The 12083-nt window shown below is 71.3% G+C and carries 13 protein-coding genes; 12 read left to right on the forward strand and 1 reads right to left on the reverse strand.

Features of this window, described 5'->3' with window-relative positions; all coding sequences use genetic code 11:
• Positions 1-13 precede the first annotated feature (13 nt).
• Complete coding sequence (locus tag KZC50_RS04755) at positions 14-337, forward strand: hypothetical protein (protein ID WP_236967047.1); 324 nt, start codon at positions 14-16, stop codon at positions 335-337.
• Complete coding sequence (locus tag KZC50_RS04760) at positions 334-1719, forward strand: hypothetical protein (RefSeq protein ID WP_310890796.1); 1386 nt, start codon at positions 334-336, stop codon at positions 1717-1719. The genes KZC50_RS04755 and KZC50_RS04760 overlap by 4 nt, the downstream gene beginning before the upstream one ends.
• Here KZC50_RS04760 and KZC50_RS04765 read toward each other — a convergent pair.
• Positions 1694-2083, reverse strand: a complete 390-nt coding sequence (locus tag KZC50_RS04765) for a phage holin family protein (RefSeq protein ID WP_310890797.1) — start codon at positions 2081-2083, stop codon at positions 1694-1696. The two genes, KZC50_RS04760 and KZC50_RS04765, sit on opposite strands and share 26 nt — an antisense overlap.
• Before the next feature lie 68 nt (positions 2084-2151).
• On the opposite strand from KZC50_RS04765, the gene KZC50_RS04770 reads away from it, so the two are divergent.
• From KZC50_RS04770 to KZC50_RS04815, 10 genes are all read left to right on the forward strand, one after another.
• A complete protein-coding gene (locus KZC50_RS04770; protein ID WP_310890798.1) occupies positions 2152-3264 on the forward strand; it encodes a histidinol-phosphate transaminase in 1113 nt (370 codons plus the stop codon).
• Positions 3265-3268: 4 nt separating this feature from the next.
• Positions 3269-4426, forward strand: a complete 1158-nt coding sequence (locus KZC50_RS04775; protein ID WP_310890799.1) for a thiamine pyrophosphate-dependent dehydrogenase E1 component subunit alpha — start codon at positions 3269-3271, stop codon at positions 4424-4426.
• A gap of 59 nt (positions 4427-4485) precedes the next feature.
• Positions 4486-5451, forward strand: coding sequence for an alpha-ketoacid dehydrogenase subunit beta (locus KZC50_RS04780; protein WP_310891530.1), 966 nt, complete (start codon positions 4486-4488; stop codon positions 5449-5451).
• A gap of 38 nt (positions 5452-5489) precedes the next feature.
• Positions 5490-6860, forward strand: coding sequence for a dihydrolipoamide acetyltransferase family protein (locus tag KZC50_RS04785; protein WP_236967052.1), 1371 nt, complete (start codon positions 5490-5492; stop codon positions 6858-6860).
• A gap of 154 nt (positions 6861-7014) precedes the next feature.
• Positions 7015-8100, forward strand: a complete 1086-nt coding sequence (locus KZC50_RS04790) for a metal ABC transporter solute-binding protein, Zn/Mn family (protein ID WP_310890800.1) — start codon at positions 7015-7017, stop codon at positions 8098-8100.
• Positions 8097-8927 (forward strand): metal ABC transporter ATP-binding protein, encoded by an 831-nt coding sequence (locus tag KZC50_RS04795; RefSeq protein WP_310890801.1) that lies wholly within the window; start codon positions 8097-8099, stop codon positions 8925-8927. Before KZC50_RS04790 ends, KZC50_RS04795 begins: the two co-directional genes overlap by 4 nt.
• Positions 8924-9814: a metal ABC transporter permease gene (locus tag KZC50_RS04800; RefSeq protein ID WP_310890802.1), complete on the forward strand. Its 891-nt coding sequence runs from the start codon at positions 8924-8926 to the stop codon at positions 9812-9814. Before KZC50_RS04795 ends, KZC50_RS04800 begins: the two co-directional genes overlap by 4 nt.
• Before the next feature lie 45 nt (positions 9815-9859).
• Positions 9860-10273 (forward strand): Fur family transcriptional regulator, encoded by a 414-nt coding sequence (locus KZC50_RS04805; RefSeq protein WP_053546886.1) that lies wholly within the window; start codon positions 9860-9862, stop codon positions 10271-10273.
• Entirely contained in the window at positions 10260-11282 is a 1023-nt protein-coding gene (locus KZC50_RS04810; protein ID WP_310890803.1) for a permease, read from the forward strand. Before KZC50_RS04805 ends, KZC50_RS04810 begins: the two co-directional genes overlap by 14 nt.
• Positions 11275-12081 (forward strand): TIGR03943 family putative permease subunit, encoded by an 807-nt coding sequence (locus KZC50_RS04815; RefSeq protein ID WP_310890804.1) that lies wholly within the window; start codon positions 11275-11277, stop codon positions 12079-12081. The genes KZC50_RS04810 and KZC50_RS04815 overlap by 8 nt, the downstream gene beginning before the upstream one ends.
• Positions 12082-12083: the final 2 nt, after the last annotated feature.

A 12083-nucleotide genomic window follows, 5' to 3' on the forward strand; every position in this document is an offset into this window, starting at 1 on the left:
CACAGTCGTACGGATGCCGTACCCGCGGGGGCGCGGCGAGGCCGACGATGGGCGCATGCCGCCGCTGCTGTGCACCCCGCCCTCCACCGTCACGCTCGAGATCGTGGTGCGCGAGCTCGACGCCCTCGCCGTGCGTCTCGACGACCTCATCGCGCGGACCCGGACCCTCGGCGAGCGCACCGATTGGCAGGCGGAGGCCGCGCGCGAGTTCCACACGGCCGCGACGGCGTGGGCGGGCCGGGTCGGCGCGCTGGCGTGCACGCTCGCGCAGGTGCGCTTCAGCGCGGGAGCGGCCCTGCAGCTGCAGCGGTGGCGGGCCGAGACGGACTGCGCGTGAGCGCGGCGACGCCCCCGGCCGGCGAGCTGGAGATCCGCGGGGGCGGCGCCGTGGCCGTCGACACCGAGACGCTGCGGCGCACGGCGGCGGATTTCGACGGGGCGATCGGGGAGCTGGAGGCGCTCGTGGGCGACCTCGGTCCGCTGCAGAACATGCTGTTCACCGAGCGGGCCGAAGCCTGGTCGGCGGCCGCCGAGGCGGCCGACCTCGCGTCCCGGATGCGGGATGCCGTCACCGAGGGCGAACGGGTGGCGACGGCACTCTGTGATGCGGCGACGCTCTACGAGCTCGTCGAGACCGTCGTCGCGCATCGCGCCGCCGTGCTGGCCGGTGACGCGGACGCCGCCCGCATCCTCGCGGCGCGGATCAGCGACCTCCGTGCGGAAGACGGCGCCCTGATCCTCGCGGCGTGGGGGGCCGAGGCGGAGCGGACCGCGATGTGGCCCGGGGAGCTGGTCCGTCAGGCGACGGAGCTGGGTCTCCTCGTCGGCAGCGACTACAGCTGGCAGGCGGGGGTGATGGGCGGCGCGGCGCTCGGGCTGTCGACGGTCCTCCTGGCGTCCGTCATCGGGACGACGGGGATGGGTCGCGTCCCGGCCGGAACCCGCCTCGACGGCGCGACACCGCCGGTCGTCGTGCGCGCACTGCCGACCGGGGCGGGCGCGGCATCCGTTCCGCCGCGGAATCTCGCCGACGCCGCCTCCCGCATCCCGGGTCCTGGCGAGGCGCGGGTGCGCGTGGAGAAGTACACGATGCCCGACGGCTCGCGGCAGTTCGCCGTCTACGTCGCCGGCACCTCCACGGCGGCGGTGGGTGGGAAGAACCCGTGGGACAACCGCTCGAACGTCGAGCTGTACACCGGTCATACGTCGGCGTCGTACGCCGCGACCCTGCAGGCGCTGGAGGATGCCGGAGCCGAACCCGGCGACGTCGTGCACGCGTTCGGGCACTCGCAGGGCGCCATGATCACGGGCCATCTGGCGATGGAGGGCCCGTACACGACCGAGACGCTGGTGTCGTTCGGGACGCCCCGCGAGATGGACGTCGGCGCCGACACGTGGAGCATGTCGGTGCGGCACACCGACGATCCCGCGGTCGCCCTCTCCGGCGGGGGCGCGATCGCGGCGACGGGGGCGGCGGGGAGCGTCCTGGTCGAGCGGGGCGCCGATCCGAACACCGGTCCCCACGACACGACGGTGCCCGCGCACCGACTCACCGCTTACGCCGAGACGGCGGCCCTCATCGACGCGTCGACCGATCCGCGCATCGACACGGTGCGCGACGTCTTCGACGAGCTGGCCGCGGCCACCGACATCCGTGCGACCGAGTACGCCGCGGAACGGGCGGAGGGCCCGGTCAGTCCTTCTTCGGGCGGAGGATGATGCCGAACACCCAGTTGATGAGCGAGATCAGGATGGCGGCGACCAGGCCCCACCAGAAATCCTCGACACGGAGGCCGAAGTTCCACAGCGACGTGATCGCCGCCGTCAGCCACAGGAGGAAGGCGTTGATCAGCAGGCCGATGAGGCCGAGCGTCAGGATGTACAGCGGGAACGCGAGGATCTTGATGACCGTTCCGATGATGGTGTTCACCAGCGCGAAGATCGCCGCGACCAGCAGCAGCGTCAGCACGAGCTGCAGCGTCTCGCCCGGCGGGAAGGCGATCACCGTCACCTGGAGTGCGGGGATCAGGGTCACGACCCAGATCGCGAAGGCATTGACGACGACTCGGATGAGGAATCCCATGGCGGTCAGTCTTCCACGCGGGCGTCGATTCCTGTCGCCGTGCGGCGTCGCGCTCGTAGACTGCACGGGTGACCGACGCCCCCGACATCCCCGTCCGCGTGCGCCCGGAGATCGCCGCCCTCCCCGCCTACCGTCAGGGTCGGCAGGCCGGCGCCGAGGCGTTCAAGCTCTCCAGCAACGAGAACCCGTACACGCCGCTCCCCGGTGTCCAGGAGGCAGTGGCCGCCGCGGTGGAGTTCAACCGCTACCCGGATGCCACGGCAACGGCCCTCCGCGAGCGTCTCGCCGCGCGTTTCGACCGGACCGTCAACGAGGTGCACGTCGGCGCCGGGAGCGTGTCGATCCTCGCGCAGCTGGTGCAGGCCGTCTCCGGCCCCGGCGACGAGATCATCTACGCGTGGCGGTCGTTCGAGGCCTACCCCTGGCTCGCGGTCGTCGCCGGCGCGACGGCGGTCACCGTGCCGCTGACCGACGGCGCACGCCACGATCTCGACGCGATGGCGGCCGCGGTCACCCCGCGCACCCGCGCGGTCATCGTCTGCAGCCCGAACAATCCCACCGGCCCTGTCGTCCGGCACGACGACTTCGACGCCTTCGTCCGCGCGGTGCCGAGCGACGTCCTGGTCATCCTCGATGAGGCCTACGCCGAGTTCGTCACCGACCCCGACGCCGTCGACGGCCTGCGGGTCCTCGGGGGTGAGGAGTTCCCGAACGTCGTGGTCCTCCGCACCTTCTCCAAGGCGTTCGGGCTCGCCGGCCTCCGGGTCGGCTACGCGATCGGCCACCCGCGGATCCTGGACGCCGCGCGCAGCACCACGATCCCGCTCTCCGTCACCGCCGCCGCCGAAGCCGCGGCGCTGGCGAGCCTCGACGCCGAGGACGAGCTCCTCACCCGTGTCCGCGAGATCGCCGACCGGCGCGACCGGCTCGCCGACGGACTCCGCGAGGCCGGGTGGGAGGTCCCGCAGGCGCAAGGGAACTTCGTGTGGCTGCCCACCGGTGCGGAGTCGCTCGCCGTGGCCGCGGCCTTCGACGCGGCGGGCCTGATCGTCCGCCCGTTCGACGGGGACGGCATCCGCATCTCCGTAGGAGAGCACGAATCTGTCGCCAAAGTCCTAGAGATCGCGGCATCCGTTGTGAGAGACCTCCCAACGGGGCATTCCGGACGACGGATAGCGTAGAACGGTGACTCCGCCTGAGAACGCGGCCGCGTCGGCGGCGAACGATCCTGCGGACCTCGTCCGCGTGCTCGACGCCGACGGCGTCTTCGCCCCGACGCCCGCCGCAGAGCCCTACCTCGACCTGATCGATGCGATCGACGACCTGACGCTCGAGGGTCTGTACCGCGACATGTCCGTCATCCGCGCCTTCGACGTGCAGGCTACGAACCTGCAGCGTCAGGGGCAGCTGGCGCTCTGGCCGCCGAGCTTCGGTCAGGAAGCCGCGCAGGTCGGATCGGCCCGCGCCGCCCGCGCTCAGGACCACCTCTTCCCGTCGTACCGCGAGCACGCCGTCACGCGCATCCGGGGCGTCGACCCGATCGACATCATCCGGCTCATGCGCGGCCTGACGCACGGCGGCTGGAACCCGTTCGATCCGCGCAACGGCAACACCCACATCTACACGCTGGTCCTCGGCGCCCAGACCCTCCACGCCACCGGCTTCGGCATGGGTCTCGTCTTCGACGGGCGCTGCGGCACCGGCGATCCCACGCGGGATGAGGCCGTCATCGTCTACTACGGCGACGGCGCATCGAGCCAGGGCGACGTCCACGAGGCGATGGTGTTCGCGGCGAGCTACCGCACGCCCGAGGTCTTCTTCCTGCAGAACAACCAGTGGGCGATCTCCGTCCCGGTGGCCACGCAGTCGCCGGTGCCTCTGCATCAGCGCGCGTCCGGATACGGGATGCCGAGCATCCCGATCGACGGCAACGACGTGCTCGCGAGCTACGCCGTCACCCGCCGTGCGCTCGACGAGGCGCGCGCGGGCGAGGGCCCCCGCGCGATCGAGGCGCTCACCTACCGCATGGGCGCGCACACCACGAGCGACGACCCGACGAAGTACCGCACCCGCGACGAGGAGGAATCGTGGCGCCGCCGCGACCCGCTCGCGCGCATGGAGGCCTACCTGCGTGGACGCGGGGCGAGCGAGGCGTTCTTCGCCGACGTCACCGCCGAGGGCGCGGCGCTCGCCGACGACGTCCGCACCCGCACGAACGCGCTCGGCACGATCGAGGCGTCGTCGATGTTCGCGCACGTCTACTCCGAGCCGCACCCGCTGGTGGCCGAGCAGGCCGCGTGGCTCGCGACGTACGAGGCGTCCTACGAGGAGGGAACGGCGTGACCGACACCACCACGGCGGCCTCGGCCGCCCCGGCATCCGCATCCGCTGCTCCGACGACGATGCCGATGAGCCGCGCGCTGAACGCGGGCCTCCGCGCCGCGATGACCGACAGCGACCGGGTGCTGCTCATGGGCGAGGACATCGGGCGCCTCGGCGGCGTCTTCCGCGTCACCGAGGGCCTCATCGCCGAGTTCGGCGATCGCCGCGTGCTCGACACCCCGCTCGCGGAGTCCGGCATCGTCGGCACCGCGATCGGCCTTGCGATGGCGGGATTCCGTCCCGTGATCGAGATCCAGTTCGACGGATTCGTCTTCCCCGCCTTCGACCAGATCACCACGCAGCTGGCGAAGCTCACCAACCGTCACGAGGGGGCGCTGTCGATGCCCATCGTCATCCGCATCCCCTACGGCGGTCACATCGGCGCCGTCGAGCACCACCAGGAGAGCCCGGAGACCTACTTCGCGCACACGCCGGGATTGCGCGTGGTCAGCCCGTCGACGCCGAACGACGCGTACTGGATGATCCAGGACGCCATCGCGTCGGACGACCCGGTGATCTTCCTCGAGCCCAAGGCGAAGTACTGGATGAAGGGCGAGGTCGACACCACCGCCCGCGCCGCTGAGCTGCACGCCTCGCGCGTCGTCCGTCGCGGCACCGACGTCACCCTCGTCGGGCACGGCGCGATGGTCACGACCCTCCTCCAGGCCGCGGCGCTCGCCGAGTCCGAGGGCACGAGCTGCGAGGTCGTCGACCTCCGCTCGCTCTCGCCGGTGGACTACGGACCGCTGCTGGACTCGATCCGCAAGACCGGGCGCATGGTCTACGCGCAGGAGGCGCCCGGGTTCACCTCGCTCGGAAGCGAAGTGGCGGCGACCGTCATGGAGCGCGCCTTCTACGCGCTCGAGGCGCCGGTGATCCGCGTCTCCGGCTTCGACGTGCCCTTCCCGCCCGCGAAGCTCGAGGGCGCGTACCTCCCCGACGCCGACCGCATCCTCGAGGCCGTCGACCGGTCCCTCGCCTACTGACACCGCATGAGCCCCGGTTCGATCACACAGGAGCACGTATGAGCACGCAGACCTTCGTCCTCCCCGACGTCGGGGAAGGCCTCACCGAGGCCGAGATCGTCTCGTGGCGGGTCGGCCCCGGCGACACCGTCGCCGTCAACGACGTCCTGGTCGAGATCGAGACGGCGAAGTCGCTCGTCGAGCTCCCCTCGCCCTTCGCCGGCACCGTCGGCGAGCTCCTCGTCGCCGAGGGGGACACGGTCGACGTCGGTGCGCCGATCATCACGGTGACCGCCGCGACGGATGCCGCATCCCCCGCGGCGCCGGCGACGGTCGGCCAGAGCGAGCACGGGGCCCCGGCCGAGGCGCCGGCCGCCGAGGGTGAGGGCGCGGTGCTCGTCGGCTACGGCACGGGCGGACAGGTGCAGTCCCGGCGGAAGAAGCCCGCGCCGAGCGCGCGCGAGCGCGTCGCGTCGTCGGTCGGCGTCATCGCGAAGCCTCCGATCCGCAAGCTCGCCCGTGACCTCGGCGTCGACCTCGGTGCGGTGGCGGCCTCCGGTCCCGCTGGAGAGGTCACGCGCGAGGACGTCGTGAAGCACGCTTCGCAGGCCAGCGTATTCCGCAACATCGAGACGCCCGCGTGGGGCGATGTGCGGGAGGAGTCGATCCCGGCGCGCACCGCCCCGGCATCCGTTCCCGCTCCGGTCGCCGCGCCCGCACCCGCGGGCGACCGCGAGGAGACGATCGCGGTCAAGGGCGTACGCAAGGCCACGTCGTCGGCGATGGTGCAGTCGGCGTACTCGGCGCCGCACGTGTCGGTGTGGACCGACGTCGACGCCACGCGCACGATGGAACTCGTCAAGCGCCTGAAGGCCTCGCCCGACTTCGCCGACATCAAGGTCTCGCCGCTGCTGATCATGGCGCGCGCCGTGATCTGGGCCGTGCAGCGGACGCCGATGGTCAACGCCGCGTGGGTCGACGGTGAGAACGGGGCCGAGATCCGCGTCCGTCGTTTCGTGAACCTCGGCATCGCCGCGGCGACGCCGCGCGGCCTGCTCGTGCCGAACGTCAAGGACGCGCAGGACCTGTCGCTACGCGAACTCGCGCGGGCGCTGGAGAAGCTCACGCTGACCGCGCGAGAGGGAAAGACCTCGCCCGCCGATCAGCAGAACGGCACGATCACGATCACGAACATCGGGGTCTTCGGGATGGATGCCGGCACTCCGATCATCAACCCCGGCGAGTCCGGCATCGTCGCGCTCGGCACGATCCGCCAGAAGCCCTGGGTCGTCGACGGCGAGGTGCGCCCGCGCTGGGTCACCACGGTCGCCGGCTCCTTCGACCACCGCGTCATCGACGGCGACGGCATGTCGCGCTTCATCGCCGACGTCGCCTCGATCCTCGAGGAACCCGCCCTCCTCCTCGACTGAGGTCGGCGTGACGCGGGCTCGGGTGGCAGGTGTGGCCGCCTCGGCGCGCGGGAGGCGGCGCGTGGTGACACCTGAACGCGTGCCCACCTGAACATGTCCTGAGTCGGCCCCACCTCGAGTTGATAACGATTATCAGGATGCTTATCATCGAGGAGTGACCACCCGACGTCTTCTCGTTCCCGCCGCGCTCGGCGCCGTGTCCGTCCTCGCGCTGGCGGGCTGCGCCTCCGGTGAGGCCCCCGCCGCGACTCCTGCGGCCGAGTCCACGGTCGCGGACCCGATCATCGTCGTCACCTCGACGAACGTCTACGGCCAGATCACTCAGGAGATCGGCGGCGAGTTCGTCGAGGTCACCTCGATCGTCACGTCCGGCACGCAGGACCCGCACTCGTACGAGGCCTCTGCGCAGGACCAGCTGACAGTGGCGGATGCCGACATCGTCGTCGAGAACGGCGGAGGCTACGACTCGTTCATCGACGGTCTGCTCGAGGCGAGCGGCTCGGACGCGCACGTCATCACGGTCGCGGAGTTCTCGCACGACTGGCCGGGCGAGGAGGGTACCGCCCACGACCACGCGGAGGAGGAGGCGACCGCCGAGCCCGAGGCGACCGCCGAGGCCGACGACCACGACCACGACCACGAGGGCGAGGAGCACGCGGAGGGCGAGGAGCACGCGGAAGAGGGCGACGATCACTCGGGTCACGACCACGTCGAGGGCTTCAACGAGCACGTCTGGTACGACCCCCACACCATGGAGTACCTCGCCGAGGCGCTCGCCGAGGAGTTCGCCGAGCTGCGCCCGGAAGACGCCGACGCCTTCGAGGCCAACGCCGCGGCCTTCATCGACGGCATCGCCGGCCTCGAGGACTCGCTCGCCGAGATCGACGCTGCCCACGCCGGCGACGCCGTGTTCGTCACCGAGCCCATCCCGGTCTACCTCGCCACCGCCGCGGGTCTCGAGAACGTCACCCCCGAGGCCTTCAGCGAGGCGGTCGAAGAGGGGCAGGACGTCCCGCCCGCCACCCTGCTCGAGGCCATGAACCTCCTCGCCGACGGTGACGTGCGTGTCGTCATCGCGAACGCCCAGACCGGCGGTGCCGAGACCACGCAGATCATCTCGGATGCCGAGGGGCAGGGCATCCCGGTGATCGAGTTCTCCGAAACGCTCCCGGAGGGCCAGACTTACCTTTCGTGGATGCAGGAGAACATCACGGCGCTCTCGGACGCTCTGTCGGAGTGAGCACCGAGCACGAACAGGCCTCGAGCCCCGCACTGCGCATCCGCGGTGCGGGGCTGCGGCGTGCCGAGCGCGAGCTGTGGGGCGGACTGGACCTCGACGTGCAGCCCGGCGAGTTCATCGCCGTCCTCGGCCCCAGCGGGTCAGGGAAGACCACCCTCCTGCGGGCGATCCTCGGCCTCGAGCAGCTGAGTACCGGCTCGATCGAGGTGCTCGGGAGTCCCGTCCGCCGCGGCGGCAATCGACGCATCGGGTACATCCCGCAGTCGCGACCCCTCCCGCCCGAGACCTCCCTCCGCGGCCGCGACCTCGTCACCCTCGGCGTCAGCGGGCACCGGTTCGGTCCGCCCATCCCGCGTCGCGCGGATCGCGAGAAGGTCGACGCCCTCCTCGCCGAGGTCGGGGCGACCGCGTTCGCCGACCGCCCCGTGGGTCTCCTCTCCGGCGGCGAGCAGCAGCGCCTGCGCGTCGGACAGGCGCTCGCCGACGACCCAGGCCTCCTCCTCTGCGACGAGCCGCTCACGAGCCTCGACCTCGCCAACCAGCAGGCCGTCGTCGCCCTCATCGACCGCCAGCGCCAGGAGCGCAACGCCGCGGTGCTACTGGTCACCCACGACATCAACCCCGTGCTCGACCGCGTCGACCGCATCCTCTACATCGTGGGCGGACGGTTCACCCTCGGCGCCCCCGAAGAGGTCCTGCGCTCGGAGGTCCTCACCGACCTCTACGGCGCCCCGGTGTTCGTCCTCCAGGCCGGCGACCGGCTCGTGGTCGTCGGAGCGCCGGATGCCGAGGAGAGCCACCACCACCACGACGAGGACCACCGATGAACTGGGACGAGATCTCCGAAGCCCTCTTCGGCGGGGTCGAGGTGTACGGGCAGATCCTCGCGCTCGTGTCGAACTCGGTGTGGGCGGGAGCGATCCTCGGGCTCGTCGGCGGCCTCATCGGGGTCTTCGTGATGCAGCGCGACATGGCTTTCGCCGTCCACGGCATCAGCGAGCTGTCGTTCGCGGGGGCCGCGGCCTTCCTTCTCATCGGGTGGGATGTCGTCACCGGATCGATCGTCGGATCCCTCATCGCCGCCGCCCTCATCGGGTGGCTCGGGGCTCGCGCGCGGGAGCGCAACTCGATCATCGGCGTCCTCATGCCCTTCGGGCTGGGGCTCGGCATCCTGTTCCTCGCGCTCTACCAGGGGCGCTCCGCCAACCGCTTCAGCCTCCTCACCGGCCAGATCGTCTCGGTGCCGTCGGGTCAGCTCGGCATGCTGATCGTCATCAGCGCGCTCGTCCTCGTCGCGCTGCTGATGATCTGGCGTCCGCTGCGGTTCGATTCGCTCGACCCGCAGTCCGCCGCCGCCCGCGGGGTGCCGAACACCGTCGTCTCGCTCGGGTTCATGCTGCTGCTCGGGCTCATCGTCGCCGTCGCGGTCCACATCATCGGGGCACTCCTGGTGATGGCGCTTCTCGTCACCCCGGCGGCCGCGGCGATGCGCATCGCCACGGGACCCATCGCGGTGCCCGTGCTCGCGGCGGTGTTCGGGTTCGTCTCGGCGGTGGGCGGCATCCTGCTGGCGATCGCCGGCACGCTCCCGGTGAGCCCGTACATCACGACGATCTCATTCCTCATCTACCTCGTCTGCCGTCTCGTCGGCGGACGCCGGGGGCGTGTGACGCGTCGACGCGAGGCCGCGCGCGCCGCGGTGGCCGCCGCGTGAGCCGCTCCCAGGCGGCTCGGAAGGCCCGCCGGTAGACTTCCCGCCATGGCTCAGCGCAATACCTGGCAGCGCGAGCGCGTCCGCGAGGCGCTCGCCGACGCCCCCGGATTCGTCAGTGCCCAGGCGCTCCATGCGCTCCTGCGCGACGAGAACACCGGCATCGGCCTGGCCACGGTGTACCGCGCGCTGGCCGGGCTCGCCGCCCAGGGCGACGCCGATTCGCTCCAGAGTCCGGATGGCGAGGCGCTCTACCGTGCCTGCACCAGCACCGGGCATCACCACCACCTGATCTGCCGCTCCTGCGGACGCACGGTCGAGATCGAGGCGACCGACGTCGAGCAGTGGGCGCACGACACCGCCGAGAAGCACGGATTCACCCGCGCCGAGCACGTCGTCGACATCTTCGGCGTGTGCGCGGTGTGCACGGCCGCCGCCGAGAACGAGCGTGCGGGCGACTGAGCGGGCCCGCACGGCGCCGCCCGCGCGCCCGACGAAGACCTTCGTCGCGCTCGGGATCGGCGCCCTGGTCGTCGCCGCGCTCTTCGTCATCGATCTGTTCGCGCCCGCGCTCTTCTCCGCCTCCCTGCCGACCCGCGCCGAGGACGGACTGACCCTCGCCCTGAGCGTCCTGATCGAGTCGCTGCCGTTCGTCGCGCTCGGCGTCGTGCTCTCGATCGCGGTGCAGGTCTGGGTGCCGCCGGGGGTCATCGAGCGGTGGATGCCGCGCCGGGCGTGGGCGCGCCGCGCGGTGCTGTCGCTCCTCGGCATGGTCGTTCCGGTCTGCGAGTGCGGCAACGTCCCGTTCGCCCGCGGGCTCCTCATGCGCGGATTCAGCGTGTCCGAGACGATGACCTTCCTCATTGCCGCGCCGATCGTGAACCCCATCGTCATCATCACCACGCACCAGGCGTTCGGCTTCGACGACGGCATCCTGATCGTCCGCCTCGTCGGCGGCTACCTCATCGCCAACCTCATCGGCTGGCTGTACTCGCGCCACCCGGATCCGGATGCCGTGCTCACCGATCGCTTCCGTGCGACGTGCGAGCTCGCGGCCCACGACACCAGCGGTCGTGCGCAGCGGAGCCTCGCCCAGTTCGTCGTCGAGCTCCGCGCCGTCATGCCGGCGCTCATCATCGGCTCGGCGGTGGCCGGCGCGATCCAGGTGCTCGTGCCGCGCGAGGCGCTGCTGGCGATCGGGTCCAACCCCGCGCTGTCGATCGCGGCGATGATCGCGCTGGCGATGGTCGTGTCGATCTGCTCGAACGTCGACTCGTTCTTCGCGCTGTCGTTCGCCTCGACCTTCACGCCCGGGTCGATCGTCGCCTTCCTGCTGGTCGGCCCGATCGTCGACGTGAAGATGCTGGCGCTCCTGCGCACCACCTTCACCACTCGAACGCTCGCGGTGATCACCGTCGTCGTCGTCCTCGCCGCTTTCGCCATCGGAACGGGGGTGAACCTCGTTGCCTGATCTCATCCGACGCCAGTCGCTCCTGACCCGATGGCTCGGGGTCGGCCTCGCCGCGATCCTCTCCGTCGTCACCCTGTCGCTCGTGTTCACCGGGCGCATCTCGCTGTACATCAACCCCGACTCGGCCTGGTTCGCCGCGGGGATGTCGGTGGTCATCCTGATCGGCACGATCGGCACCTTCGCCCTTCCGCTCGGCGCCGAGGCTGATCACGGTCATGACCACGGCGACGCGGCCGCTCCGGTCCCGCATGGCCTCGACCACGATCACGATCACGCGCCTACCCCGGCCGCCCCGCTCACGACGGTGGGTGCGGTGGGGACCGCGGTCGGCGGGGTCGCGGCATCCGGCGTCGTCGTCCTGAGCCTCGTCCTCGCACCCGCGACGCTCTCGGCGGAGCTGGCGATGTCGCGCGACACCGGCGCCGCGCCCCTCTTCGCCGGATCGGATGCCGTCACCCTCGCCACGACCGGCGACACCGCCTCGTTCGGCGTAGGCGAGTGGGCGGCGGTGTTCGCCACGTCCACCAATCCCGACGCGTTCGCCGGCGACGAGGTGGAGCTGGTGGGATTCGCGACGCCGAGCGAGTCGGGCGACTTCTCCCTCACCCGCCTGGTCATCACCCACTGCGTCATCGATGCGCAGCCGGCGAGCATCCCCGTCGTCGAGGTCGACACCCCCGAGACGGGGCAGTGGGTGAGCATCACCGGCACCGTCCGCTCGACATCCGACGGGCGCCTCGAGATCGCGGCGGCGTCGATCGAGGAGATCCCCGAGCCCGCTGACCCGTATGAGTACTGAGC

The organism is Microbacterium aurantiacum, from assembly GCF_031625015.1.
Lineage (GTDB): Bacteria > Actinomycetota > Actinomycetes > Actinomycetales > Microbacteriaceae > Microbacterium > Microbacterium aurantiacum.